The following is a 25,791-nucleotide window of genomic DNA, read 5'->3' as shown; positions in this document are numbered from 1 at the left end:
TCTCGCGCTAGGCCCGCCAGCCGTAGATCCAGTCCTGCCGCGCCAGCATCCGCTCCGGACCGAGCGCGCGGATCGCAAGGTCGCGCGCGAGCGCGAGCGGGCCGGTGAGATGATAGATGCGGCCTTGCTGCCGCGCAGTTCGCTGCACCCGCCGCACGCGCGCCTGACGCGCCCGCCCATACTGCTTCAGCGCCGCGGCGATGCCGGCCGCGCTCTCGGCGGCCTCGAGGCTCAGATGCCTGGCGAGCACGGCGGCATCCTCGATCGCCATGCCGGCGCCCTGGGCGGCGAACGGCAGCATCGCATGCACGGAATCGCCGAGCAGCGCCATTTGCCCTTTGCTCCAGGGGCAGCCCTCGGGCACGCCGAACAGCGCCCATTTGCGCCAGGTGTCGACCGCGGTGAGCATCATCCGCGCCGACGGCGGCCAGCGCGGAGCGGCGAAGGCGTCCATCACCTCGAAGGGATCGCCCGGCGTGCTCCAGCCCGGCCTGTTCCAGGTGCCCGGCAGCACCGCCACCACGTTGATCTGGCGTCCGCCGGCGATCGGATAGGCGACCAGATGGGCGTTCGGGCCCATCCAGAGCTGGACCCGGCGTGCGGTGTAGTCCTTCGGCAATTGGGTGGCATCGAGCGTGCCGCGCCAGGCGATCAGTCCGGAGAAGCGCGRCTGCACCTCGGGAAACAGCTGCTGGCGTACCGTCGACCAGATGCCGTCGGCGCCGATCAGTGCGCTCGCCAGATCGCTGCGGCGTATCGTGCCGCTGCGATGGACGATCGTCAGCCCCTTGGCGTGGGGCGCGACATCCTCGAAGGTCGCACCCAACTTCAACTCGATGTCGGGATGATCGGAGACCGCGCCGGCCAGCGCCGCCTGCAGGTCGGCACGGTGCACCACCCAATAGGGGGCGCCGGCGCGCGCCGCGGCTGCTTCGCCAAGCGGCATGCGCAGCAATTCGCCGCCGGCCCGTGCGCTCATGACGCAGACCGCCTCGGGGGTCACGGCGCGCAGCTTGAGGCGCTCCGTCAGGCCGAGTTCGACCAGCACGCGGCTGGCATTGGGGGAGAGTTGCAGGCCCGCGCCGATTTCCTCGAGCCGCTCGGTCTTTTCCAGCACGACGACGCGAAAGCCGCGGGCGGCGATCGCGAGCGCGGCCGTCAGTCCTCCGATTCCGGCACCGGCGATGACGATTGTTCGGGAGAGCGCCACCCCTGACCGGGGGGGCCGGGTCAGGCCACCTTGTCCTTCAGGACGCATTCCGGCGGACGGGCTTCGCCGGCCTTCAGGTCGGCGGCGAAGCGGTACAGCGTCGAGCAATAGGGGCAGATGATCTCGTTGTCGTTGCCGAGGTCGAGGAAGACGTGCGGATGATCGAACGGAGGATTGGCGCCCACGCACATGAACTCTTGCGAGCCGATCTCGATGACGGGAACACCGGCATCGTTATGGAAGTGCGGGACGACATGGTCGGACATCGTAACTCATCCTGGAGTGGCAATGGCGGCGGACACAATCAAGAACTGACGCGGCATCTTTAAGGCGCCGCGGACCATACTGGCGAGGGCAGATGATTGCTAGTCCAGCGGAACCGAAAGGTTCGCAATTGCCCCATRCTCATTTGCTCATGCAAATTCGACACAATCTTGCGGCCTGAGAGAAGCCCTTCTTTCGTCGGGGACGTTGTGTCGCAATTTTGGCATACTATGTCTGTGGACGAGGGCAATTGCGGCAAAACACGAACCATCGGGCAGGCGTCCAGGCTTTCAGCATGAAGTGGCTGCGAATCAGCACAGCGTTGACGGGTATCGCGGCATGCGGCTTCCTGCTCGTGCAGGTAGCACCGCACGCCCGCGAGGCCGGCGCGATCTTCGCGGCCCAGGACGATCCGGCCGCGCTGTCCGAGCTGAGGCTCGACGCGCTTCTGCGGCACAACGAGCGCCTGGTTCAGGACAACGTCGAGGCCGCGCTCGCATCGGGCGATGCCGATCTCGCAGACAGCTTCGTCGCGCTCGCGCGCGAGCGCAACATCGCGCTCCCCGACGACCTCCTGATCCGCGTGAGCGACGCCATCAAAGAGGAAAATTCCACCTCGCATTTCGCCAAGCAGTTCGCCACCGGCCTCGTCACCGGCAGCGCCGACGATGTCGCAAGCCTGTCCGGAACGGTCGCCGGCGATCTCTTCGTGATCGGCGACGTCAGGGACGTCGTGCGCGAAGGCAAGCACCTCGCGATGGGCGAGGACACCGATCACCTGGTGCTGGGCCTCGCGGCCGCGGGCCTCGCGGTGACGGCCGTGACTTACGTGTCCGTCGGCGGCGCGGCGCCGGTGCGCGCCGGGCTCACGCTGGTCAAGGATGCCCGGAAAGTCGGCCGGCTCGGCGAGGGGCTCGCCGCATGGGCCGGCCGCTCCGCGCGCGAGGTGGTCGATACGCCGATGCTCCAGAACGCGGTCGCCTCCGGTTCGGTGCTGCGGCCGGGCGAGACCGCGCGCGCGATCAAGGCTGCATTCCGCGCCGAAAAGGCCGGCGCGCTGGTCCGGCTCGGCAAGGACGTCACGCGCGTCGCCGAAAAGACCGGCACGCGCGGCGCCATGGACACGCTGCGCATCGCCGAAGGCCCGAAGGACGTCGCGCGCGCGGCGCGGCTTGCGGAAGCGCAGGGCGGCAAGACCCGCGCGATCATGAAGCTGCTCGGCCGCGGCGCGCTGCTGCTCGTGGCCGGTGCGTTCGATCTGGCGCTCTGGCTGTTCGGCGCCGCATTGACGCTGTTCGGCGTGTTGTCCTCGATCAAGGCGACCACCGAGCACCTGACCCAGGCCTGGTGCGATCGCAGACGGGTACGCCGGCTGCGCCGGGCCCGGATCGCAGCCGAAGCCGGTCTGGCCAGCGCGGCCCTCAGGGCCTAAGATCAACCCTTCCCCTCTCAAGACTGCGGAACAAGTGATGCCGAGCTTTCACAACGGCGCCGTTGAAATTGCCTATCTCGACGAAGGCGAGGGCGATCCCATCATTCTGGTGCACGGCTTTGCCTCGAGCAAGAACGTGAACTGGGTCTATCCGACCTGGGTCTCGGAACTGCGCAAGAACGGCCGCCGCGCCATCGCGCTGGACAATCGCGGCCATGGCGACAGCGCAAAGCTCTACGAGTCCGGGCAGTATTCGATCCCGACCATGGCGGGCGACGTGCTCGCGCTGATGGACCATCTCGGCATTCCGCAGGCCGACATCATGGGTTATTCGATGGGCGGGCGGATGACCGCGTGGCTTGGGCTCAACGAGCCGCAGCGGCTGCGCTCGGCGATCCTCGGCGGCATCGGCATCGGCGGCCTGATCGAGGGCACCGGGCCCGGCGAGAATGTGGCGAAGGCGCTGGAAGCACCCTCGCTCGACGACGTCACCGATCCCGTCGGCCGCACCTTCCGCGCCTTCGCCGATCAGACCCGTTCCGACCGGCGTGCGCTGGCCGCCTGCCTGCGCGGCACGCGCGACCTGATGACGAGAGACGAAGCCGCGCGCATCGACGTGCCCGTGCTGATCGCGGTCGGCAGCACCGACGACGTCGCGGGCTCCGCCAGCGCGCTCGGCGCCATCATCCCCGGCTCGGAAGTGCTCGACATTCCCGGCCGCGACCACATGCGCGCGGTCGGCGACAAGGTCTACAAGACCGGCGTGCTCGATTTCCTCTCACGCCGCCGCTGAGATGTCGTCCGCGGAGCATGATCCGGAAAAGTGCGTAGCGGTTTTCCGGAAAGATCATGCTCAAACAACAACCCAAAGCGCGATGACGATTCATCCCAATTTCATCGCGCTTTGGACTCGTCGTCGCCGGACGAGCGCGCCAGCGCCATCAGCACCACGAAGGTCGCAACCCACACCATCCGCGCACCGTAGCGGTCGTGCGGGCCGGAGATCACGGCGCAGATGAGGGCGTTGCCGAGCAGCGCCAGCGTGACGGTCGCCGCCAGCAGGGTCAGATCGTCCAGCCGGCGAATTGCGAGCGCGTGTCCGAGAAGCCCGAGCAGCGCCAGCATCGACACCAGTGCCACGGGCACGTGCAGCCAGTTGATGTAGTCGAAATTGACATCCCAGTGCTGCTGGCGCGCCGCGCGCATCGGCGCGACCTGCGCCGGGATATAGCGCTCGATGATGCCGTAGGTGTGCGGAATCCAGCCATTGGCGCCTTCGCCGGTCGCGACATGCAGCAATTGCTGCCAGATCGCCCGCAGCGCTGCGCCGGCCTGCCAGGCCGGATAGTCGGCGAGCGAATGCACGACGATGTAGCTCATCTCGTCGTTCATGCCCTCGAAGCGGCCGAGCGTGTTGAACATGCTGTTGCCCCACAGGAACTCGTCGGCGGTGGCCGGCAGTTCCTTGCGATAGGGACAGAGCTTGAAGCGTTCGCGCGGACAGTGGTCGTCGAGATAGCGCGCGACGATGCCGTCCTGCATCATGCGGCCGAAGGCGACGCCGTAGCCGCCGGGCGTCCAGGCCCATTTGCCCGACAGCGCATAATTCGCCGACACCAGCATCAGGCCGCCGGCAACGATCGACAGGCTCGCCTGCGCCAATCCCGACAGCGGCAGCCTGAGTCCCACGAGCGGCCGCGTCATCCAGCCGACGGCGCAGAGCCCGAGCAGCACACCGAGCGTGGCGCTGTGGGTCGCGGCGGCAAAGGCGGTGAAGACGAACAGCGAGATTTTTTCGAGCGCCGAAATCCGATGTCCCCCGACGATCAGCAGGAACAGCGACAGCACCGACAGCCCTGCGAAGATATCGGTGAGCAGCATGCTGGCGAGCCAGGGCAGGGCGGTGGTCAGGATCAGGAGCAGGCTGATCGCGACGAAGCGGAAGGTCTGCATCAGGCCGAGCACGCGCAAGGTGAGCTGCAGCAGCCACAGCGTCGCCAGCGACTGGACCGCGAGGTTGATCCAGAAGCCGAAACTCTCGCCATAGTGCAGATAGAGGCCGAACACGGTGGAGCGGCTGGGGACGAGATAGCCTTCGTACCAGCGCGCCAGATAGCCGCCGGTATCCCATTGGAGCAGCGGATAGCCGTTCCAGAACGCGGGGGCGATCATCAGGAGGGGCAGGGCCACCGCCGCGAGCCGCAGCCAAAACGAGCCCGCGGCGCGCGCGCGCAAACTATCGGTGGTGATGCTCAAAACCGCTCCGTCGTCGTCCGCACCATGACCGCAATAAGGGTTGAGGCGGAATTCACCAATAGTTTGACGCCGCCCGGCTTGAATTTGGCAAAACTCTGACCACTTTGAGCCGACCTTGCCGCCTTGGGGGTGTCAGAGGAAAGCGTTGCGATTCAATGCGTTGGCAGGCCTTCGCGGGGCAAGGCGCTGTTCACTCTCAGGCAAGCCCGTCAGGACTTTGTCGCCTAGACTGTGCTATAGAACCAACAAGACGAGCCAATTCGAAAGAGCAGATCCCATGGCAGTGCATCAGGTCAATCCGGGAGGAAAGCTCGCATCGCTCGATCCGATCTGGGACCGGGTCCGGGGCGAAGCGGAGGACATTGTCCATCGCGAGCCGGAGCTTGCGACCTTCATCTATTCGACGGTGCTGCATCACAGCCGGCTCGAGGATTCGGTGATCCACCGCCTCGCCGACCGGCTCGATCACTCCGCATTGTCGGGCGATCTCGTGCGCCAGACCTATGACGAGGCGCTGCGGGATGATCCGGATCTCGGCAACGCGTTCCGGGCCGATCTCGTCGCCGTCTACGACCGCGATCCCGCGACCTCGCGCTTCATCGATCCCTTGCTCTACTTCAAGGGCTTCCACGCGATCCAGACCCATCGCCTCGCGCACTGGCTCTGGCTGAAGGGCCGCAAGGATTTTGCGTATTATCTCCAGAGCCGCGCCTCGGCGGTGTTTCAGACCGACATCAATCCCGCCGCGCGCATCGGCCGCGGCATCTTCCTCGACCACGCCACCGGCTTCGTCTGCGGTGAGACCGCCGTGATCGAGGACGACGTCTCGATCCTGCACGGTGTCACGCTCGGCGGCACCGGCAAGGAGAACGAGGACCGCCATCCAAAAATCCGTCACGGCGTCCTGATCGGTGCCGGTGCGAAGATCCTCGGCAATATCGAGATCGGCCATTGCGCGCGTATCGCGGCCGGCTCGGTCGTGGTGAAGCCGGTGCCGCACAACGTCACCGTCGCCGGCGTGCCCGCCAAGATCGTCGGCGAAGCCGGTTGCGCCGAGCCGTCGCGCACCATGGATCAGATGATCAACGCCATGGGACTTTGAGACGGGGCTTTGAGCATGAATAGGGCTTGATTTCCGGCCCTCTTCGTCCCCAAATTCTTTGGCAATTCATGCTGGCGGTTCGTCGCGTCTCGGCCTAAAACCCCGCCAACCCAGATTTCGATTGGAGACTTGCCGTGGACGTCAAGGAAGTAAGGAAGCTCGACGCGTATCTGAAGCGCGTATTCGGCAATCCCAAGATCCGCGTCGTGCCGCGGCCGAAGAAGGACGATTCCGCCGAGGTCTATATCGGCGAGGAGTTCATCGGCGTGCTGTTCGTCGACGACGAGGACGACGATCGCTCGTTCCAGTTCCAGATGGCGATCCTCGAGGACGATCTCGTCGATCAGGAATAGTGCGGCGACCGTGTCGCTCATGGGGCCGCGCCGCGGCCCCATTGACGTTATTTCTTTGCAAGAATGCGCAGCCGTGCCGTGGCGTCGGCAAGCGTGACGCCCTCGGCATCGACGAGGTCGGCTTGCACGACCATGTCGCGATCCGCCCGCTCGATAACCCGCGCCCGTGCCGTGATTGGCCCGACCGTTGCGGGCTTCAGGAAGCGTCTATCCAGGCTCCGGGTGACCACGGTCAGGTCAGCAGAGAGGGGGAGCCGTCATAGACGTCGCCACGACGCGAAGCTCTTTGACGAATTCGGCGATCGCCGGATTGCGTCGTTCACCGGTGCGAAACGCTGCGAATATCCGCCGTGTGATGATCGGTCGGATTTCCTTGAGGCGCAACGTGCCGATATGATCGCGCCCGCGTAGCCCCGGATTGATCGAGACCGAGCAGCCCGCCTCGACCATGGCCCTGACCACTTCAAAACTGTGGCAGCGGGCATTGACGATGGGATCGAAGCCGGCATTGCGGCAAGCGCCGACGATCACGTCCGAATAGGTGGCGGATGTCGTGTCGAGAACCCATCGCTCCGTCGCAAGCTCAGGCAAGGTGAGGTGAGGCCGCTCGGCCAAAGGATGGTCGCGCGGCAGCAGGACGTGGAGATGGTCGTCGAGAAGATGCAGCATCTCGACCTGTGTCTCCGAGAGGCTCGCCGAGGTGGTGAGATCGTCGACGATCGCGACATCGGTCTGCCAGGCGCGCAGTGCGGCCAGGCTGTCGTCGGGCTCGAGCTCCTCGAAGATTGTCGCGAGATCCGGGAAGCGAGCCGACATCGCGCGGATCGTCGGCGGAATGAGAGATGCAGCGACGGAGGGAAATGCCGAGACGCGCAACTCGCCGGCGACGGTCTTCCTCAGCTCTGCAAGGTCGGTCTTCGCCTGCTCCAGAATGCCGATGACCCGCCCGGCATGGTCGACTAGTCGCTGTCCCGCCGGCGTCAGCCGTACGCCGCGGCCCCGGCGTTCCACCAATTCAACCCCGGTCTCGTCCTCGAGCTGCGCGATTTGCTGCGAAACGGCCGACGGAGAGATCAGTAGGGCTTCGGCCACCGCTGCCATTGTTTTTCGCAGCGAAAGCTCACGAAGCGTGCGGAGTCGGGCGAAATCCATCCGTTAGCTCCAACAAGTGCCCAGAAGACAATCATGCATATTATCTAATGTATATCGCAAAATTAATTAAGTAGACCAGAATTGTTTTGCGCCTGTAGCCTTTATTCCCAGAGCAGTCCGGGTCCTTCACAAGAGGAGCAGATCCCAAGCCCGGCTGAGATGCGTCGGACGACGACGACAACAGGCACAGAGGGATTCTCGGATGGCTCGTTCCAAATTTCTGGTCGCTGCGCTCGCCGCAGCATCGCTGTGGACATCAGGCGCATCCGCCACCGTCCTCGACAACGTCAAGCAGCGCGGGGTGCTGAACTGCGGCACCGACAACACGGCCCCTGGCTTCGGCTACCTCAATACCAAGACAGGCAAGATCGAAGGACTCGATGCCGACTTCTGCCGCGCCATGGCAGCGGCGGTTCTCGGCGACGCCAGCAAGGTCAACTTCGTCATCGTCACCGACAAGAGCCGCTTCAACGCCCTGCAGACCGGACAGGCTGACGTCGTCTTTGCGCATACGACCGTCAAGCCGGTGCGCGAATCCGCGATCGGCATCGACTTCCTGCCGATCAATTTCTACGACGGCACCGGCATGATGGTGAAGTCGGCGTCCGGTGTGAAATCCGTCGCGGAGCTGGACGGTGCGACGGTCTGCACGACGCAGGGCTCCGGCACCGAAGCCACGCTCGCCGCCTTCGTCCGCCAGCGCGGCTTCAAGACCACCAAGGTTCTCACCTTCGAGAATCTCGAGAAGCTCTTTGGTGCGCTCCAGAGCGATCGCTGCAACGCGATGTCGACGGACAAATCCGCCCTTGCGGCCTGGCGCGGCAACTCCGGCAAGCCGGACGACTACACGATCCTGCCCGAGACGCTAAACAAGTCGCCCTTCGCGGGCTTCGTCATCGCCAACGATTCCAGATGGCGCAATCTCCTGCGCTGGGCGACCTTCGCGTTGTTCCAGGCGGAAGAGTGGGACATCACGACGGCCAATCTCACCGACAGAATGAAGGACGAGAGCGCGTTCGTGCAGAAATTCCTCGGCGTGAAGGACGGCTTCGGCAAGGATTTCGGTGTCGCCGACGATTTCGTCGCCAGCATGATCAAGTCCGTCGGCAATTACGGCGAGATCTATGACCGCAATCTCGGGCCCAGGACACCCTACTTCATCGATCGTGTCGGCACGCCCAACGCGACGTGGACCAAGGGCGGCGCCGAGTACTCGCCTCCGTGGAACTGAGCCACATGGTCAGGGGCGAGCCGACAGGCTCGCCTCGATCTCGGGAGGACGTCGTGAGCACAGAGATCGCCGAATATCACAGCATCCCCCCGGCGCGTCGCGGCCTGCTGATCGCGTCCAAATGGCTCTTGCAGGCTGCGATCGTGATCGTGGCGGCGGGGCTCGTCATCTGGCTCGGCCTCGCGGTTCGTGACGCACTCGCGCGCAAGGGTATCCAGTTCTCGTTCGGCTATCTCGGCAATGTCGCGAATTTCAGTCTCAGTGAAGGCTTCGTCCTGTCACGTGAGGGTAACTGGCTGTTTCTCGAGCTCTTCTCGCCTTCCCACAGCAATCTCCAGGCGCTGCTGGCGGGTCTGTGGAATTCGCTGAAGGTCGCGCTCTCGGCGATCGTCCTCTGCACCATGTTCGGGACGCTGGTCGGCATCGGCCGGCTCTCGACGAACTGGCTGGTGCGCAACCTCTGCTTTGGACTGGTCGAAGCCATACGCAATACGCCGCTGCTGATCCAGATCGTGTTCTGGTACTTCGCGGTGGTCCTGCGGTTTCCTCCCGCCAACGCCGCTTCGAATTGGTTCGGCGGCCTCCTTGCTAGCCGAGCGGGCGTGTTCTTGCCCGGCCTCGTGATCTCCGAGCGCGCCGGCGTTGTCTCCTGGGGATTGCTCGCCGCAGCCTTCGCTTTAGTCGTCGCCTGCGTGATTCTGGGTGGACTGCGACCGCGGTTGATCCTCTTGGCGGCGGCGCTCTCGGCCCTGATCGCAACCGCCTTTGTCGGCTTCCCCCTCGGCCTCGACCTGCCGGTCGCGACGCGGTTCGGCGCGCGCGGAGGCTTTGCCGTTTCACCGGAAATGACGGCGCTTCTCATCGCGATCGTCGTCAACAGCTCCGCCTATGTCGCCGAGATCGTCCGCGGCGCGATCGAGGCGCTGCCGAAGGGGCAATGGGAGGCCTCTGCCTCGCTCGGATTGTCGCGTTCCCACACGCTGCGCGACATCATCCTTCCCCAGGTCTTCCGGATCGTCCTGCCGTCCCTCACCAACCGATATATCAGCCTGACGAAGGACACCTCCCTCGGGATCGCCATCGGCTTTCCCGACCTATTCAACGTCTACGGCACCGTCTCGAACCAGACCGGGCGAAACCTCGAAGGTGTCGTGATCGTGATGCTGACTTACCTCGCGCTGAGCTGGATCATCAGCGCCGGCGTGAACGGCGTCAACGCGCGCCTGAATGGACGGAGGGGGCGATGACCACGGTCGCGCTGCAGTGGGTCCATCGCAATCTTTTCGCCAAGCCGTTCGATGCCGCGCTTTCGCTTGTCATCATCCCGATGTTGGCCTGGGCGGTCTATGCCTTTGCGCACTGGGCGTTGGTCGAGGCGCATTGGCAAGTCGTCGGCGGAAGCTTCAAGGTGCTGATGACCGGCATATATCCCGCCGACCAGTTGTGGCGGGCATGGTTTTCCGTCGCGACGCTCTGCGCGACGTTCGGCGCTGGGCTCGGACTTTCGGTCCGCCCGGGGCGAGCGGCGTTGATGGTCGTTGCATTGGTCGTGATCTTGATCGCGGCGGCGTTGGCAGCCGCGATCGACGTGCATTCGGGCATGCTTGCTGCCGGCAGCGCTGCGCTCGGCGTTGCTGCGTGGGTTGGCGTCCATCATTCGGCTGTGGACCAACGCATCGTCCTGTCCGGATTTCTTGCAGGCATAGTGACAATCTTCGTCGTGCTCTCGCCGCCCGGCTTCGAGGTCTGGGGTGGCCTGCTGCTCAGCGTCGTCTTGACGATCGCGGTCTCGATCCTGACCCTGCCTTTCGGGATCCTGCTCGCGCTCGGCCGGCAAAGCCGCATCACCAGCCTGCGCCTGATTTCGACCGCCTATATCGAGACGATGCGGTCGGTGCCGTTGATCCTCGTCGTCTACTGGATCTGGATCATCGTGCCGCTGCTGGCGCCGGACACGTCCGTTCCGGGGCTGCTGCGCGGCATGGCCGGCTTTGCCCTGTTCTTCGCGGCCTATGTCGCCGAATATGTCCGTAGCGGACTTCAGGCCGTGCCGAGGGGCCAGATCGAGGCGGCGCGTTCGCTCGCAATGAGCAGTTGGACGCTCAATGTCGATATCGTCCTGCCGCAGGCGCTGCGGGTTGTCGTTCCCTCGCTGGTCGGACAGATCCTCGACATCTTCAACGGCGCAACGCTGATCTTCATCATCGGCCTGACCGATTTCCTGCGCGCTGGACAAATGATTCTCGCCGATCCGCAGAACAGCGGCCGGACCTACGAGATCTACGTCTTCCTGTTCGCCGTCTATCTCGCCATCGGCGGGGCGATCACCTACGCCTCGCGCCGCCTCGAAGCCCATCTCGCAAGGGGATCACGATGAACGCCATCCAGATTCCAGAAGCGACGACGTCACGCGACGTCATCGTCAGCATCGGCCGCCTCAACAAATCCTTTGGGGCGTTCCATGTCCTGAAGGATGTCGATCTCGACGTCGGACGCGGCGAAGTCGTCGTCATCATCGGCGCCAGCGGCTCGGGGAAGTCGACCTTGATCCGCTGTGTCAACGGTCTGGAGATGTACCAAAGCGGACGCCTGAGCGTGGACGGCTTCAACATGCCGACAGAGGCCGATCGTGCAATCGGCGGCGAGAAGGAGTTGGCCAGGATTCGCAAGGGCGTCGGCATGGTGTTCCAGCAGTTCAATCTGTTTCCGCATATGAGCGCGATCGACAATGTCGCAATTGCACCGATCCGCGTTCGCGGCCGCAAGGTAGACGAGGCGAAGGCGAACGCGTTGCGCCTACTCGACAGGGTCGGGCTGCGCGACCACGCCCATAAGCTTCCGGCCCAGCTCTCCGGCGGTCAGCAGCAGCGCGTCGCAATCGCCCGGTCGCTGGCGATGGAGCCGCACATCATGCTGTTCGACGAGCCGACCTCGGCGCTCGATCCCGAGATGGTCGGCGAAGTGCTTGACGTCATGCGCGAACTCGCGCGCGAAGGCATGACGATGATGATCGTGACTCACGAGATGGGCTTCGCCCGGGAGGTCGCCGACCGCGTCGTGTACATCGATCACGGACGCATCCTGGAGATCGGCACGCCGGTGGAGATATTCGACCGGCCGACGCACGAACGAACCCGAACCTTTCTCTCGCGCGTTCTCCGTCACTGATGGGCGCAGCCGCCTCACAGAACGAACCCACAATTCCATCAGCTAGAAAAAAGAGGATGACACATGTCACTTTCGACGGGCACTGCTCAAGCCCATCCGACCGACGTCAACTGGCATAGCGTCTTTGGCGCCGATGCCAATCAGGTCGGCGCTGATGTCGTCGCGCTGATCGACCAGGACCGCAAGCGGGAGGCGCTGTCCCTCAACATGATCGCGTCCGCTTCCTATGCGCCGCTCGGCCTGCGGCAGATCGAGGGCACCCATCTGGTCAACCGTGCGCCGATGGGGCTGCCCGGCCGGCGCAGCGTCGCCAATTGCGAGGAACTCGATGCAATCGAGAACCTTGCGATCAACAGGGCGAAGGCGATCTTCGGCGCCGAATACGTCAACGTGCAGGCGCTGTCGTCGACCATTGCCAACGTCGCCGTCCTGCGCGCGATTCTGCCGGCCGAAGGTGCGCGGCTGCTGACCTTCGACGAGCTCGCCGGCGGCCATGTCAGCCACGGCGCCATGCGCCATATCACGGGCGCGAACCGCGAGGTGGTTTCATTCGGCGTGACTCGCACCGGCATGGTTGACCTGGACCAGGCCCGCGACCTCGCACGCAAGACGAGGCCGCATGTCTTGCTCGCCGGCCCGTCCTCGTACCCGCGTGAGATCGACTTTGCGGGCTTGAAGATCATCGCCGACGAAGTCGACGCGCTCCTCTTCACCGACATTGCCCATGTCGCCGGGCTGATCGCGGCCGGCCTCCATGCCAATCCTGTTCCCTTCTCCGACGTGTCCACGAGCTCGACACAGAAAACCTTGTGCGGACCACGCAACGGCGCTTTCGTTTTCGCCAAGGAGCGCTTCGGAGTTGCCATCGACGCCGCCGTCTATCCCGGCCTGCAAGGTCCGGCAGCCTCGAACATGATCGCGGCGCGGGCGGTGCAGATGGACATGATCACCCGCCCGGCCTTCGCGCAGCTCATGCGTGATGTCGTCGCGAATGCAAAGGCTTTCGCTGCCGGTCTGGAGGAGGGCGGCATCGAGCTCTACACCGGTGGCACGGACTCGCACATGATCATGGCCTATACCGGCGAGAGCTGGACGCAGCCGGAATTGGTCGTTGGGCTCGGTGCTTACGGGGTCATCGGCAACGCCATGCGTGCGCCAGGGCAAGCCGGAGAACCGCGTACCGCTTTTCGGTTCGGCAGCGTCGCATTGACGATCCGCGGCTTCGATCCAGCCGAGGCGAGGAAACTCGGCCACGAGGTCGCGGAGATCTTGCGCGCCGGCCCGGCCGCTCCCGTCGATCCCGCGCGGCTTCGCAGGCTGAAGGATCTGGCTAATGCCCACCCCATTCCGTCCTTCGTCGACTGATCCAGCATGCGGCCGGCGTGGGCGCCAGAGGCAGTTCTGCCTGGCGTCTCCGCGCGCCGGCCGCCGTTCGACCAAGCGCCAGGTGCCACTCCCCATGAGCCGCCACTACGACGTTGCCGCGGTCCGCAGCCAGTTTCCCGACCGCGCTGATCGCTCGCCGCACATCTACGTGCTGCATTTGCCGACGGACGCCTGGGCCGATTGTCTCGCCAGCCGGAACGACGGCATCCGCGTTTCCTTCGGCCTGTTCAACACGACCGAGGACGTCGATCAGTTCGCGCGGATACTTGCAGAGCGCGGCGCTTTGCCGGCCCGCGCAGGCGCGGCCGCCTGAACGTCGCGACGAGGTGCTCTGATCGGTTCGCTCGGCAATTCGTGCTCTTGCAGTGATCGCTCCGACGCTGGCGGGCTGCAGGATCGTCCCATGCCTACGATCACCGCATGATGACATCATGCCCCTGTTTTGCCCGACGGGTCAAGTCGGATTTCGAAAAATACGAAGTCGCGACGGGGCTTGGCTACTGTGCATGGGGTTGTTTTCGATATTTTTCGTCGGCAGGCTCCAACTCGTCCCGGCACGCCGATGTCGCGACGGGGCGTAGAGGCCGCTCAGCTCCGCGGCCCGCGCAACTGCGCGCTTAGCCTGTCTACTGCCTCCGCCACGTCACGCCATTGCGACAGCCAGCTCCGCGGAAAGCGGAAGGTGAGGTCGGCGCCGCCGACACGGCGCTCGAAGAGGCACATGCCCGGGGTCGCTGCGTCGCGCGTGCAGCGCGCGCTCAGCGCGGGGCTTGCAGCAGAATAAAGATCTTCGCTGGCATAGGGCGTATCGGCTCGGAACATCCGCATCGTCAGCCCGTCCGCCGGCACCGTCGCGGCCGGGTCGAGATAGCGCGGATAGATCGTGCTGACGCGCTGTTCGGGCGAGAGCGCATCGTGGTGTGCCGCGATCGACAGGAAGATGCGGTCGACCGGCTGCATCGCCGCGTCCACGGTATCGGCGGTCACGTGCTTCGGTGCGCCCGGCGGCTCCAGCGAGGGATAGAGGAAATCGAGATCGATGCGCTCCTGCGGTCCGGAGTGCCGCTGGATCTTCATCCGGATTGCGGCCGTTGGCACATTGAACAGCGTGCCGCCGATGCTGACCGGCAGCTTGTCGGGGGCGTTCGCACCGCCCGCGCCCCAGGTCGGCCACAACAGATAGGCGACCAGCGCGATCGCGCTCGCCGCGAACACGCCGCCGAGCACGAACGGGACCAGATGCGCTCGGGTGCGCGTCCTGCGGGGCTGGGGGGAGGCTGCCGAAAACACCGTCATGGGTCGCGCGAGTGAGCTGGAAGTCGGCCGGTGGCCGACGAATCAGCGGCGAATATGCCATGCGGCGGCGATTTCGCGGAGGGTTCCCGGCTGCCGGGAATGGGAGAGGGCCCTGCGTGGACCGGGCGGCGGCGTTAACCTTCGCTTAAGGATAATGTAGCGTTAACCGGCACTTTTTGTCACAGGAAGGCTCCGGCGTTGCGTAAGGCGGACCGTTCCGATGACACCTGAAGCTTTCAACACTCTCTTCTCGATCTGCATCGGCTTCGCGCTCGCGGGCGCGCTCGTGAACGGATACCAGGCCTTGGCGCAGCGGCCCGCCGGTTTCGGGCTGTTGCAGGAGGGCGTGGCCCCGAAGACTTTCGCGGCCGTGCCGTTCCTGGTGTTCGCCGCGCCCTTCATCATCATGCGCAACACGCTGCGCGGGGTGCGGGTGGAAAGCCGCCGCGTCGAATTCGTGATGATGGCGACCGTCATCGCCGGATTCTGGAGCATGATGAGCGGCACCTTCTTCCTGATGACGTTGCGCGCGGCCGGCGTTCTGGCCTGACCCGCGCGCTCGCGGGCTGCCCGGCAGCGCCGCCCTTTGCCTGAAGGCGCGTGTTTCGCTATGCCAGTCATAGCGTGACAGGAGACCTCCATGGCGATCTATGAGCTCGACGGGCAGGCGCCCGATCTTCCCGCGGACGGCAACTATTTCATCGCGGAAACCGCGACCGTGATCGGCCGCGTGCGCCTGAAGCCGGGCGCCAGCGTCTGGTTCGGCGCGGTGTTGCGCGGCGACAATGAGTGGATCGAGATCGGCGAGGGCGCCAACGTGCAGGACGGCTCGACCTGCCACACCGATCTCGGCTTTCCGCTTCACATCGGCAAGAACTGCACCGTCGGCCACAACGTCATCCTGCACGGCTGCACCATCGAGGAGGGCGCACTCGTCGGCATGGGCTCGATCGTGATGAACGGCGCCAGGATCGGCCGCAACAGCATCGTCGGCGCCGGCTCGGTCATCACCGAGGGCAAGGAATTCCCCGAACGCTCGCTGATCATCGGCTCGCCCGCGCGCGTGATCCGCACGCTCGATGATGCCCAGGTGCAGAAGATGGGAAGCGCGGCAAGGTTCTATGTCGCCAACGGCCCGCGCTTCACGAAGGGCCTGAAGCGGATCGGCTGAAATCAGCCGCCTTCAGACGCGCGCGCTTCTGTCGCGCTCGCAATCCTCTCGTGGCCGGCGGCCCACAGCGCATGTTCGTCGCTGCCGTCCTGGTACGGATTGGCTTCGGCGGGAATGTTCTCGCGCGCGGCGCATTCGCCCTCGGTAAAGGGATCGCGATCGGTCATCGGGATTTCGCCTTTCTGGATTTGGAGCGCCCCGCTGGCCTGTCAGATTCAGCGTCGAGCCTGGTGCTCTTGCGCAGCGCGTCCCTGAGATCGATGGGAATGCCGTGCTTCTTCAGGAGATCGGCAAAGGCCTCGTCCGCGAGCTCTTGAAACGTCGCCATCCTGTCGCGCCCCAGTTGTTTCAGCTTGTCGAACGTGTCCTCGTCGAACGCGATCAGTTTGCGCATGACCGTGACTGCCTCCTCGCTCTCAAGCGGATGTGACGGGATTTGTTCCGGAACCGGTCTTCGCCGCGGCCGCGCCGATGCCACCGTCAACGCCGAGAACCGGCTGCTCGACAAGAAGATGAAGAGCACTGACGCTCGCGCGGAAGTGAGACAGTGTGGCTGTCAGGAATGGCCGGCTGACGTTAGCTTGGTCCTGATAGCGTGGAGCGTGTCCACGCGGAGGATCGAGTAATGTTACGCAAGATGATCATGATGGCGCTGGCCGTTGCGGCGGTCGGGCTGTCGGCGCCGCAGGCGGCACAGGCGCGGGGTTTCGGACATGGTGGCGGCTGGGGCGGTGGCGGCTGGGGCCATGGCGGACATGGTCATTGGCATGGCGGCGGTTTCTGGCCTGGGCTCGCGATCGGGGCGGGTATCGCCGGCGCCGGCTACTACGGCGGTTATTACGGCTACGGATACCCCTATTACGGCGATCCCTATTACTATGGTACCGGCTACGACAATGGCGGTTATGGTGGCTGCTATGTCGCGCGGAAGCGCGTGATGACGCCTTCGGGATGGCGATTCCGTCGCGTCGACGTCTGTGAATGAGGCCGGAAGGCCTACTATACCCACTAAAAAACAAGGTCGTTGACGCAGTATACCGTCAACGACCTTGCCAGCCCCGGACATTGAAATCGGCTCACGCCATCCGGTGAACCCGAGCATCGCTCGGAATCATACGGGCGAATGTGATCCAGTTCACAAGTGGAAAAAATTAAAGTCGGGGCGGGGTGCAGGCCGGGTCAGCTGCGCGACTTGCCGGACCTGCGTGCACTGACGCGGTGGCGTGCCGGTTTCCTCCGGGTAACCGAGGGAGCCTCGGCCTCGGTGGCCCGAGAGCTCGCGAAGGATTGCCGCAAGCCGTCGATGGACTCGTTCAGGGTTGCGACCTGCTCCGACAGCCGCTTGGTGTCGGCCTGCTGGAATGCGAGCAGCCGCTTCACCGCCTGGAGCTGGTCCTGCACCACCTGCAACTGGTCGATCGATTCCTGCTGGGTCGCCTCCAGCCCCTTGGTTTTCTCGACGAGCTGCTCGGAGGCCTGCGCGGTGCGGGCCTGGAGCTGCCGCGACGCCACCACCCGGTCGGTCTCCGGCGCGTTGCCGGTATAGGCCCGCCAGATCGCGATCGAAGTCACGCCGGCGATCAGGAGCAGGAGGGCTGCGGCGGTCAGCGCGATGGGCTGGGCGCCGAGACGGGCGAACGGGTTGGAGGGTGCATCCTCTGCGAGATCGATCATCGCTGACAAAACCCAAATGGAAACTTGGTGAGTGGCGAAGACCGGCCCCCCTTGGGGCAGCCGGGACGTCCCGAAAACGTTACAGTTCGGCAACAAATGGGACCAAAAAGAGGCTGAAGGCCAAAAAAGGCGCCCCAAGCCTGGCTTTGCGCCCTGGCATTAGGGCGGGGCCGCGAAAGTCAGGGCTGAAACGGCTGAAACGGACCCGAATAGGTCTTCGATCGCGGCGCCGCGTAGGGCCCGAGCCGGGATGTCTTCAGGCCGAGTCGCACCAGCGATTCCGCCAGCGTCACCGCCGCGGCGACGCCGTCGACCACGGGCAGGCCGTGCGTGGCGGCGAGCTCAGTCGCCAGATCGGCCATGCCGGCGCAGCCGAGCACGATGGCCTCGGCACGGTCGTCGCTGATCGCCGCGGTGATCTCCGCCGAGATCTTGCCGAGCGCCTCGGTATTGCGCTCTTCGAGCGCGAGGACCGGGACTTCGGCGGCGCGGACGCGGGCACAGCGTTCGGCGAGGCCGTATTTCCGCAAGTTATGCTCGATCGGCACGATCGAGACACCCAGCGTCGTCACCACGGCAAAGCGCGCCGCGATCAGGCTCGCCATGTGGAAGGCGGCCTCGCCGATGCCGATCACGGGGGACTTGGCCGCGGCGCGGGCGGCATCGAGACCGGTGTCGTCGAAGCAGGCGATGATGTGGGCGTCGGCGCCGTCGCGGTCGGCGTCGCGGATGCAGCCGAGCATGCCGGGGACGGCAAACGCCTCGTCGTAAAAGCCCTCGATCGAGACCGGGCCCATCGCAGGCTGGCGCGCGTCGATCACGGTGTCGGGCAAGGCGACGCTGCGCGCCGCAGCGGCGATCTTCGCCGTCATCGACGCCGTGGTGTTGGGATTGACCACGTGAAGTCGCATCAGATCAGACAAGCCCCTTGTTCAGACAAGCCCTTTGCCGGCGTCCGAGCCCTTGGCCGCCTGCCGCTTGTTCAGCACGTGGATGGTGCCGAGCGCAAGGCTGATCACCGTGAACGAGACGGCGGAGATCACGGTGCCGAGCGCGTAGATGTCGGGGTTGGTCACGGTGGTGGTGAGGCCCTGGAGATCGAGCGGCAATGTGTTCACCGCCCCGATCGCCTGGCTGGAGCGCGCGAGCTCGTCCCAGGACAGCGTGAAGCCGAACAGGCCAATGCCGATCACGGACGGCAGGATGATCGGCAGCACGACGTGACGGAAGGCCTGCCACGGCGTCGCACCGAGATCGCGCGCGGCTTCCTCGAGCCTGGGATCGAAGCGGTTGAAGATCGCGAACATGATGAGAAGGCCGAACGGCAGCGTCCAGGTCAGATGCGCGCCGAGCCCGGAGGTGAGCAGGCCCATCGAGGTCTCGAAATTCTCGTTCCAATGCGCCTTGATCAGATCGTCGATGATGCGGAATTCCAGCGAGATGCCGAGCGAGGTGATGATCGAGGGCACGATGAGGCTCGCGATCGCCGAATAGAACAGTACGCTTTGCGCCTTGAACTTGCGGCGGAAGGCCATGCCGGCGGCGACCGACAGCACCACCGTGACGATCATCACCACGAGGCCGAGCAGCAGCGAGCGGCGGAAGGCGGCGCCGAGATCGACGATGCCGGTGCCCTGGAACAGCTTTGCTATCCAGAAGGTCGACACGCCATTCATCGGGAAGGTGAGGCCGCCCTGCGGCCCCTGGAACGACAGCACGTAGATCGCGATCATCGGGCCGTAGAGAAACAGCACATAGGCCGCGAAGAAGATCGCGAGCACGTAGAAAGAGCGCGGGCGTCCTTCCTTCATGCTTTAGAGCTCCTTCTTGATGTCGACGATGCGCGACATCATGGTGATGATCAGGAAGGTAATGACGAGCAGGATCACGGCGTTGGCCGCTGCTGCTGGGAACTGCAGTGCGTTCACCCGCGTCTCGATGATCTTGCCGGCGGCGGCGATCTGCTGGCCGCCCATCACGCCGATGGTGATGAAGTCGCCCATCACGATGGTGATGACGAAGATCGAGCCGATCACGATGCCGGGCTTGGCGAGCGGAATGACGACGTTGACCAGCGTCTGGAAGCCGGTCGCGCCGGCGTCATAGGCCGCCTCGATCAGCGCCTTGTCGATGCGCACCATCGAATTGAAGATCGGCACCACCATGAAGAAGGTGAAGAGGTGGACCAGCGCCAGCACCACGGAGAATTCGGAGAACAGCAGCCATTCCAGTGGCTGGTTGATCAGCCCTGTCTTGACGAGGCCGGAATTGACGAGGCCGTTGCGCCCGAGCAGGGGGATCCAGGCGATCATGCGGATGACGTTGGAGGTCCAGAACGGGATCGTGCAGAGCAGCGACAATCCCATCTGCCAGGTCTTGGACTTGACGTGGAAGGCGAGGAAGTAGGCGACCCAGAAGCCGATGAACAGCGTGATCGCCCAGACCAGGAAGCACAGCTTCAGCGTCATCAGATAGGTCTTGCCGATCGTGCAGAGATCGGGGAGCTGCGCGATGCAGCCTTCGAACGTGTCGGTGTAGCCGCGGCCCGAGAACGCCGGCAGCAACTGGTATTCGTTGTAATCCCAGAACGAGACGATGACGACGAACACCAGCGGGATCAGGAAGAAGGCGAGGAACACCAGCATCATCGGCCCGGCCTGGAGCCAGGAGATGAAGGAGGCCGACAGGCGCGCCGGTTTGGTCCGGCGCGCCGTGTCTGGTCCCCGGACGAGATCCGGAGATGCCTGTTGCAGGATGTCCTCCGACGTATCCATCACGCGGCGATGAACTCGTTCCACTTGCGGACCATGTAGTCGTTCTCGTCCATCACGGCGTTCCAGCAGGCGACGCCGCCCATGCGGTCCTCGTAGGAGCCGCCGTCGCGCACCGCGCCGGCCTTCTCGAGCAGCGAGCCGTCGGGCGCCTTGATGTCCTTCTCGGCCGGCTTGCCTTCCATCCAGTAGGCCCACTCATAGGGCTCCATGTGCGCCTTCGCGGTGGAGAGCACGGCCGAGTAGTAGCCCTGGCGATTGAGATAGGCGCCGGCATAGCCGGACAGGAACCAGTTGACGAATTCATAGGCCCATTCGAGCTTCGCGCCCGACACGCCCTTGGAGACGCAGAAGCCCGAGGCCCAGGAGCGGTAGCCTTCCTTGAGCGGCTGGAAGGTGCAGGCAATGCCCATCGAGCGCACCTTGGTCACCGCCGGCGACCACATCGACTGGATCACCGTTTCGCCCGAGGCCATCAGGTTCACGCTCTCATTAAAATCCTTCCAGAACGCGCGGAACTGGCCGGCCTTCTTCGCTTCGGTCATCACCTTCATGGTGAGATCGATCTCTTCCTTGGTCATGTTGCCCTTGTCGGCATATTTGTATTTGCCGCTGGCTTCCACGACCATCGCGGCATCCATGATGCCGATCGAGGGAATGTTGAGGATCGAGGCCTTGCCCTTGAACTCGGGATTGAGCAGCTCCGACCAGGAGCTGATCGGGCGCTTGATCAGGTCGGGGCGGATGCCGAGCGTGTCGGCATTGTAGACCGTCGGGATCAGCGTCACGAATTCGGTCGCGGTCTTCGAGAAGGTCTTGGAGTCCTTGCCTTCGAGATAGAGCACCTTCCAGGGCGCGGTGCCCTGGTTGCCGATCTTCTTGCCGCCGGGCGTCTCGCCCTTGGTGAAGACCGGCGTGATGTTGCCGAATTCCTTGATCTTCCTGGCGTCGAGGGCAAGGATGTTGCCCGACGGCACCAGTTTCTTCAGCGAGAAATATTCGGTGTCCAGCACGTCGAAGGAGTTCGGCTGGGTCATCACGCGCTTGGTGACGTCGTCGGTGGTGGCGGTGATGTATTCGATCTTGATGCCGGTGTCCTTCAGGCACTGCTTCGAGATGTCGTCGCCCTCGTTCACGGCGGTGCCGAGATAGCGCAGCACCTTGGTCTCGGCCGACTTCACGTAGGGAAAGCCGGTGATGGCGCCGGAGCCGGCGGCAAGGCCGGCGAGACCCGCGGTGCCCTTGAGCAGCGTGCGGCGGCTGACGCCCTTTTTCCTGGTGGTCTCGGTCATATCAGTCACTCCTCTGTTGCGCATTCCAGTGATCGATCGGCGCTATTGCAGGCGTTGCGCCTTGGCGGGATCCCAGGTGGCCAGCACACGATCGCCCGGACGGAACGGGTGAACGTCGAAGGCGGCCTCGGGAAGGTGGGAGAACAGGGCGGTGCCGTCGTCGAGCGTGAGCGAGACGGCGATGTAGGAACCCTGGTACTCGGTCTGGGTCAGCAGCGCCGGCGCGCCGAACGCGCCGTCGACGAACGGCAGGATGCCGAGCTGATCGGCGCGCACGGCGATGAGGTTGCCGGCGTCGCTGAGCACGTTGTGGCCGCCGATGAAGCGCGCCACGAATTCGGTTCGGGGATGGTGGAAGATGTCGCGGGCCGAGCCCTGCTGCTCGATCTTGCCGTGGTTCATCACCACGATGTGGTCGGCGAGCGCCATCGCCTCTTCCTGGCCATGGGTGACCTGGATGAAGCTGATGCCGAGCTCGCGCTGGAGCCGCTTCAGCTCGCCGCGCATCCTGACGCGCAGGAACGGATCGAGCGCGGACAGCGGCTCGTCGAGCAGCAGGATCTGCGGCTCGGTGATCAGCGCGCGGGCCAGTGCCACGCGCTGCTGCTGGCCGCCGGAGAGCTGCGCCGGGAGCCGGGCGGCGTAGGGGGTCATCGCCACCAGCTCGAGCAATTCGCCGGCGCGCTTGTGCCGCGTCGCGCGGTCGATGCCGCGCATTTTCAGGGCGAATGCAACATTGTCGAGCACAGTCAAATGCGGAAACAGCGCGTAGGACTGAAACATCATCGCCGTGCCGCGCTTGGCGGGCTCGAGATCGGTGACGTTCTGCGCACCGAGGATGATGTCGCCCTCGCTGACCGCCTCATGGCCCGCGATCATGCGCAAGGTCGAGGTCTTCCCGCAGCCGGAGGGGCCGAGCAGGCAGCAATAGGTGCCGGCCGGGATCTTGAGGTTGACATTGTCGACGGCCAGCGTCGTGTCGTAGCGCTTGGTGACGGCGACCAGTTCGAGAGCGGCGGGAGTGGCCATGGCGTGTCCGCTGGGAGGGCGATGCTCCGGCTTTCTCCGCAAGGTCCGTGCCAACCGCCCGGAGACTGCCAAATTCCAAAACTGTGCAGTGGAGTCAGGTCGTTAGATCGAATCCGGCGCAACGGCGCGGCTCGCCGGGTGGGCCATAATATGCACACAAAATGTGCTCTGATTATATAAACTTTCGCCTGTGATTGGATACAGCTCGTCGACTAACATTCGAGGCCGAACGCTGCCGATCGAGCCCTCAAACCCAGCCCCCGCGAACTGATGGCCGCCAAGCCCCGCCAAAAATCCGATGCGCCAGACGCGAGCGATCGCGTCAGCCGTATCAGGGAGGGCGTGACCGCGGCGATCCTCGAACATCGTCTGCTGCCGGGCACGAAGCTCGGCGAGGACGAGATCGGCGAGATCTACGGTGCGAGCCGCACGCTGGTCCGCACCGCGCTCCAGCAACTCGCGCATGAAGGCATCGTCAACATCGAGAAGAACCGCGGCGCCTTCGTCGCACGTCCGACGCCAGCTGATGCCCGCGAAGTGTTCGAGGCGCGGCGCCTGATCGAGCCCACGATCGTCGACCACGCCTGTGAGGCGGTCTCGCCGGCCTGGCTCGACCGCCTCGGTCGCCATCTTGCTGAAGAGCGCGAGGCGGAATTGCGCGGCGACGCCCGCGCCTCGGTCCGGCTCTCCGGCGAGTTTCACAGGCTGGTCGCCGAGATGAGTGGCCACAGCATCTATCTCGGCTTCCTCAAGGAGCTGATCGCGCGGTCCTCACTCATCATCCTGCTTTACCGCCGCCACGACACGCCGGCTTGCGGCACCAGCCATCACGCCGGAATCGTCACCGCGATCCGCAAGCGCGACAAGCAGTCCGCCCGCGCGCAGATGCTGTCGCATCTGACGGAGATCGAGGCCGAGCTGTTCCTGAAGGATCCCGCCGCCGACGAGCTGCGACTTGCGGACGTGCTCGGCGCGTGAGCACGCCGCGGCCGCCGGCTAGGTCAGCGGAGGCGCCTGGTTTCGTCTGACGATCTTCAGCACCAACAGGCCGGCTCCAAGGACCAGCAACAGCACGCCGACAAAAGTCGTGCCGCCGGATTCGAACGTCACGCCGACGGCCGTCAGCAGGCATCCAAGTATGATTGCGATGAGTCCGCCGAGCTTCTTGACCAGCAGGACTTGTCCGTCACTCGTTTGCGCCACCATGTTACGCCTCGTCATTTGAGATGCTGCAAGATCCCCTCCGCCAAAAATCCGCGCTGCCAAGTGCCTGCAGTCGCGTAGACCGCACAGGATCGTACTCCTGAGCGAAGACGTTGCAATCTGTCACGCGCGAAGCCGGGTGTTCGCGTTTTGATTTGAGTTCGACGCATGTGCGGCAGTCGCGCTGACCTATTGTCTGTCGAACTTGATGCCGGGCGCGCCGCTCATCGTGTCGTATGGCTGGTTTGCAAAATCTTCCCGTGGTTGCAAATTGACTCAATGCGGTTTGCGGGCATCAATCCGCAGGTACATCGCATAGCGCGTGGCTGGCTGATTTTCGTCCCGGCAAGTTGCGGCCAGAACTGCGGCCGCGTATCTGCGTGGAGATTGGACATGTGGGATTTGACCACGCCGGCCGGACTCTTCAGGGGCGCCGCACTGCTTGTGTCGGTCGGAACGAGCCTCTGTCTCTCGTCGCAAACGCGGGCCCAACAGGACTCCGCCGTTCTGTTCCGCAACGTCAGGATATTCGACGGAAAGAGCGGCGCGCTCTCCGCCGCTTCCAATGTTCTCGTCAGGAACACGAAGATCGAAAAGATCTCGACCGCGAACATCACGGCTGACGCCCAAGCCATCGACGGCGGCGGCCGGGTGCTGATGCCGGGGCTGATCGATGCGCATTGGCACGCGATGCTGGTGCGTCCGACGCCGGCCGGGGCCCTCGGCGACATCGGCTACAACAATCTGCTCGCCGCCAGTGAGGCGACCGCGACGCTGATGCGCGGCTTCACCACGGTGCGCGACATGGGCGGGCCGAGTTTCGGCCTCAAGCGGGCGATCGACGAGGATCTCGTCGCCGGTCCGCGCATCTATCCCTCCGGTGCCATCATCACCGTCACCAGCGGTCATGGCGACTTCCGGCAGCTCTCCGATCTGCCGCGAACGATCGGCGGCATGCTCAGCCGCATGGAGCAGGTCGGCGGCAGCATGGTCGCCGACAGTCCCGACGAGGTGCGCGTTCGCGCGCGCGAGCAGCTCATGCAGGGTGCCTCGCAGGTCAAGCTCACGGCGGGCGGCGGCGTCGCGTCGCCCTTCAGCCCGCTCGACGTCTCCACCTTCACCGAACCCGAGCTGCGCGCGGCGGTCGAAGCCGCCGACAATTGGGGCACCYATGTCGCCACGCACGCCTATACGCCGGTCGCGATCCAGCGCTCGATCGCAGCCGGCGTGAGATGCATCGAGCATGGTCACCTCATGGACGAGGCGAGCGCCAAGCTGATCGCGGAGAAGGGGATCTGGCTCAGCACGCAGCCGTTCCTGGATGCCGCCGCCGCAAGCGCGCTCGGACCTGCAGAGCAGGACAAGATGCGGCAGGTGGTCACCGGCACCGACCGCGTCTACGCGCTGGCGAAAAAGTACGGCATCAAGACCGCGTTCGGCACCGACGTCCTGTTCTCGAAGGCGTTGGCGGACAGGCAGGGCTCAATGCTGGCCGCGCTCACGCGCTGGTACACGCCGGCCGAAGCGCTGGCCATGGCGACATCGAGCAATGCCGAATTGCTGAGCCTGTCGGGTCCGCGAAATCCCTATCCCGGCAAGCTCGGCGTGGTGGAGGAGGGCGCGCTCGCCGATCTCCTGCTCGTCGACGGCAATCCGCTCGACAACATCAAGCTCGTCGAAGATCCCGCGAAGAACCTTGTGGTGATCATGAAGGGCGGCAAGATCTACAAGAACAGTCTCGCGCGCTGAGGCGCGTGCGTGCACTGACCACATCAGGTGCGCTTGCCAACGCATGATGCCC

Annotated in this window: 30 protein-coding genes; 15 read left to right on the top strand and 15 right to left on the bottom strand. The window is 64.7% G+C overall.

The window, feature by feature from the left end; genetic code table 11:
* Positions 1-7: 7 nt before the first annotated feature.
* Complete coding sequence (locus ACXJMY_RS05310; RefSeq protein ID WP_456618256.1) at positions 8-1,210, bottom strand: FAD-dependent monooxygenase; 1,203 nt, start codon at positions 1,208-1,210, stop codon at positions 8-10.
* A 20-nt stretch (positions 1,211-1,230) separates the two neighbouring features.
* Entirely contained in the window at positions 1,231-1,476 is a 246-nt protein-coding gene (locus ACXJMY_RS05305; protein WP_007602543.1) for a zinc-finger domain-containing protein, read from the bottom strand.
* A gap of 293 nt (positions 1,477-1,769) precedes the next feature.
* On the opposite strand from ACXJMY_RS05305, the gene ACXJMY_RS05300 reads away from it, so the two are divergent.
* Positions 1,770-2,906 (top strand): hypothetical protein, encoded by a 1,137-nt coding sequence (locus tag ACXJMY_RS05300; protein WP_456618255.1) that lies wholly within the window; start codon positions 1,770-1,772, stop codon positions 2,904-2,906.
* A 37-nt stretch (positions 2,907-2,943) separates the two neighbouring features.
* Positions 2,944-3,699: an alpha/beta fold hydrolase gene (locus ACXJMY_RS05295; protein ID WP_456618254.1), complete on the top strand. Its 756-nt coding sequence runs from the start codon at positions 2,944-2,946 to the stop codon at positions 3,697-3,699.
* A gap of 101 nt (positions 3,700-3,800) precedes the next feature.
* On the opposite strand, the gene ACXJMY_RS05290 is transcribed toward ACXJMY_RS05295, so the two are convergent.
* On the bottom strand, positions 3,801-5,162 hold the full coding sequence (locus ACXJMY_RS05290) for a hypothetical protein (protein WP_456618253.1): 1,362 nt from the start codon (positions 5,160-5,162) through the stop codon (positions 3,801-3,803).
* 277 nt (positions 5,163-5,439) lie between these two features.
* Here ACXJMY_RS05290 and cysE point away from each other — a divergent pair, with 277 nt between their 5' ends.
* Both cysE and ACXJMY_RS05280 read left to right on the top strand, forming a co-directional pair.
* A complete protein-coding gene (gene cysE / locus ACXJMY_RS05285; protein WP_456618252.1) occupies positions 5,440-6,264 on the top strand; it encodes a serine O-acetyltransferase in 825 nt (274 codons plus the stop codon).
* Positions 6,265-6,398: 134 nt separating this feature from the next.
* Entirely contained in the window at positions 6,399-6,617 is a 219-nt protein-coding gene (locus ACXJMY_RS05280) for a DUF3126 family protein (protein WP_007602550.1), read from the top strand.
* 47 nt (positions 6,618-6,664) lie between these two features.
* On the opposite strand, the gene ACXJMY_RS05275 is transcribed toward ACXJMY_RS05280, so the two are convergent.
* Both ACXJMY_RS05275 and ACXJMY_RS05270 read right to left on the bottom strand, forming a co-directional pair.
* Complete coding sequence (locus ACXJMY_RS05275) at positions 6,665-6,847, bottom strand: hotdog domain-containing protein (protein WP_456618251.1); 183 nt, start codon at positions 6,845-6,847, stop codon at positions 6,665-6,667.
* 7 nt (positions 6,848-6,854) lie between these two features.
* Complete coding sequence (locus ACXJMY_RS05270) at positions 6,855-7,769, bottom strand: LysR substrate-binding domain-containing protein (protein ID WP_456618250.1); 915 nt, start codon at positions 7,767-7,769, stop codon at positions 6,855-6,857.
* Positions 7,770-7,971: 202 nt separating this feature from the next.
* On the opposite strand from ACXJMY_RS05270, the gene ACXJMY_RS05265 reads away from it, so the two are divergent.
* The 6 genes from ACXJMY_RS05265 to ACXJMY_RS05240 all read left to right on the top strand — a co-directional run bounded on the left by ACXJMY_RS05265 (position 7,972) and on the right by ACXJMY_RS05240 (position 13,867).
* Positions 7,972-9,000: a transporter substrate-binding domain-containing protein gene (locus ACXJMY_RS05265; RefSeq protein WP_456618249.1), complete on the top strand. Its 1,029-nt coding sequence runs from the start codon at positions 7,972-7,974 to the stop codon at positions 8,998-9,000.
* A gap of 53 nt (positions 9,001-9,053) precedes the next feature.
* Positions 9,054-10,247 (top strand): ABC transporter permease subunit, encoded by a 1,194-nt coding sequence (locus ACXJMY_RS05260; protein ID WP_456618248.1) that lies wholly within the window; start codon positions 9,054-9,056, stop codon positions 10,245-10,247.
* Entirely contained in the window at positions 10,244-11,377 is a 1,134-nt protein-coding gene (locus ACXJMY_RS05255) for an amino acid ABC transporter permease (RefSeq protein ID WP_456618247.1), read from the top strand. The genes ACXJMY_RS05260 and ACXJMY_RS05255 overlap by 4 nt, the downstream gene beginning before the upstream one ends.
* A complete protein-coding gene (locus ACXJMY_RS05250; RefSeq protein WP_456618246.1) occupies positions 11,374-12,168 on the top strand; it encodes an amino acid ABC transporter ATP-binding protein in 795 nt (264 codons plus the stop codon). Before ACXJMY_RS05255 ends, ACXJMY_RS05250 begins: the two co-directional genes overlap by 4 nt.
* 63 nt (positions 12,169-12,231) lie before the next feature.
* On the top strand, positions 12,232-13,533 hold the full coding sequence (locus ACXJMY_RS05245) for a hypothetical protein (protein ID WP_456618245.1): 1,302 nt from the start codon (positions 12,232-12,234) through the stop codon (positions 13,531-13,533).
* Between the two features lie 94 nt (positions 13,534-13,627).
* Positions 13,628-13,867, top strand: coding sequence for a hypothetical protein (locus tag ACXJMY_RS05240; protein ID WP_456618244.1), 240 nt, complete (start codon positions 13,628-13,630; stop codon positions 13,865-13,867).
* 275 nt (positions 13,868-14,142) lie between these two features.
* On the opposite strand, the gene ACXJMY_RS05235 is transcribed toward ACXJMY_RS05240, so the two are convergent.
* Positions 14,143-14,850 (bottom strand): hypothetical protein, encoded by a 708-nt coding sequence (locus ACXJMY_RS05235; protein WP_456618243.1) that lies wholly within the window; start codon positions 14,848-14,850, stop codon positions 14,143-14,145.
* A 220-nt stretch (positions 14,851-15,070) separates the two neighbouring features.
* Between ACXJMY_RS05235 and ACXJMY_RS05230 the strand changes: the two genes are divergently transcribed.
* On the top strand, positions 15,071-15,400 hold the full coding sequence (locus ACXJMY_RS05230; protein ID WP_456618242.1) for a DUF6949 family protein: 330 nt from the start codon (positions 15,071-15,073) through the stop codon (positions 15,398-15,400).
* Positions 15,401-15,490: 90 nt separating this feature from the next.
* Positions 15,491-16,021, top strand: coding sequence for a gamma carbonic anhydrase family protein (locus ACXJMY_RS05225; RefSeq protein ID WP_456618241.1), 531 nt, complete (start codon positions 15,491-15,493; stop codon positions 16,019-16,021).
* Between the two features lie 2 nt (positions 16,022-16,023).
* Here the strand turns inward: ACXJMY_RS05225 and ACXJMY_RS05220 are convergent, their stop codons facing one another.
* Both ACXJMY_RS05220 and ACXJMY_RS05215 read right to left on the bottom strand, forming a co-directional pair.
* The gene (locus ACXJMY_RS05220) at positions 16,024-16,188 is read right to left on the bottom strand and encodes a hypothetical protein (RefSeq protein ID WP_456618240.1); all 165 of its coding nucleotides are present in this window, start codon (positions 16,186-16,188) and stop codon (positions 16,024-16,026) included.
* Positions 16,185-16,415 carry a hypothetical protein gene (locus ACXJMY_RS05215; protein ID WP_456618239.1) on the bottom strand — a complete coding sequence of 77 codons (231 nt, stop codon included), beginning with the start codon at positions 16,413-16,415 and terminating at the stop codon, positions 16,185-16,187. The genes ACXJMY_RS05220 and ACXJMY_RS05215 overlap by 4 nt, the downstream gene beginning before the upstream one ends.
* 231 nt (positions 16,416-16,646) lie before the next feature.
* Here ACXJMY_RS05215 and ACXJMY_RS05210 point away from each other — a divergent pair, with 231 nt between their 5' ends.
* Entirely contained in the window at positions 16,647-17,006 is a 360-nt protein-coding gene (locus ACXJMY_RS05210; protein ID WP_456618238.1) for a hypothetical protein, read from the top strand.
* Positions 17,007-17,200: 194 nt separating this feature from the next.
* Here ACXJMY_RS05210 and ACXJMY_RS05205 read toward each other — a convergent pair whose 3' ends face one another.
* The 6 genes from ACXJMY_RS05205 to ACXJMY_RS05180 form a co-directional block, all read right to left on the bottom strand.
* Positions 17,201-17,695, bottom strand: a complete 495-nt coding sequence (locus ACXJMY_RS05205) for a hypothetical protein (RefSeq protein WP_456618237.1) — start codon at positions 17,693-17,695, stop codon at positions 17,201-17,203.
* Positions 17,696-17,874: 179 nt separating this feature from the next.
* Positions 17,875-18,606: an aspartate/glutamate racemase family protein gene (locus tag ACXJMY_RS05200; RefSeq protein ID WP_456618236.1), complete on the bottom strand. Its 732-nt coding sequence runs from the start codon at positions 18,604-18,606 to the stop codon at positions 17,875-17,877.
* A 21-nt stretch (positions 18,607-18,627) separates the two neighbouring features.
* The gene (locus ACXJMY_RS05195; protein WP_456618235.1) at positions 18,628-19,506 is read right to left on the bottom strand and encodes an ABC transporter permease; all 879 of its coding nucleotides are present in this window, start codon (positions 19,504-19,506) and stop codon (positions 18,628-18,630) included.
* Positions 19,507-19,509: 3 nt separating this feature from the next.
* The gene (locus ACXJMY_RS05190) at positions 19,510-20,469 is read right to left on the bottom strand and encodes an ABC transporter permease (RefSeq protein WP_456618347.1); all 960 of its coding nucleotides are present in this window, start codon (positions 20,467-20,469) and stop codon (positions 19,510-19,512) included.
* On the bottom strand, positions 20,469-21,758 hold the full coding sequence (locus ACXJMY_RS05185; protein ID WP_456618234.1) for an ABC transporter substrate-binding protein: 1,290 nt from the start codon (positions 21,756-21,758) through the stop codon (positions 20,469-20,471). The genes ACXJMY_RS05190 and ACXJMY_RS05185 overlap by 1 nt, the downstream gene beginning before the upstream one ends.
* A 42-nt stretch (positions 21,759-21,800) precedes the next feature.
* Complete coding sequence (locus ACXJMY_RS05180; protein ID WP_456618233.1) at positions 21,801-22,787, bottom strand: ABC transporter ATP-binding protein; 987 nt, start codon at positions 22,785-22,787, stop codon at positions 21,801-21,803.
* A gap of 270 nt (positions 22,788-23,057) precedes the next feature.
* On the opposite strand from ACXJMY_RS05180, the gene ACXJMY_RS05175 reads away from it, so the two are divergent.
* Positions 23,058-23,765: a GntR family transcriptional regulator gene (locus ACXJMY_RS05175; protein ID WP_456618232.1), complete on the top strand. Its 708-nt coding sequence runs from the start codon at positions 23,058-23,060 to the stop codon at positions 23,763-23,765.
* An 18-nt stretch (positions 23,766-23,783) separates the two neighbouring features.
* Here the strand turns inward: ACXJMY_RS05175 and ACXJMY_RS05170 are convergent, their stop codons facing one another.
* Positions 23,784-23,993, bottom strand: coding sequence for a hypothetical protein (locus ACXJMY_RS05170; RefSeq protein ID WP_456618346.1), 210 nt, complete (start codon positions 23,991-23,993; stop codon positions 23,784-23,786).
* 390 nt (positions 23,994-24,383) lie between these two features.
* On the opposite strand from ACXJMY_RS05170, the gene ACXJMY_RS05165 reads away from it, so the two are divergent.
* Complete coding sequence (locus ACXJMY_RS05165) at positions 24,384-25,739, top strand: amidohydrolase family protein (protein WP_456618231.1); 1,356 nt, start codon at positions 24,384-24,386, stop codon at positions 25,737-25,739.
* Positions 25,740-25,791: the final 52 nt, after the last annotated feature.

It is taken from the genome of Bradyrhizobium sp. P5_C12 (assembly GCF_054049735.1).
Note: the sequence above shows the minus strand (reverse complement) of the source record. Positions and strands in the feature narration are given on the sequence as shown.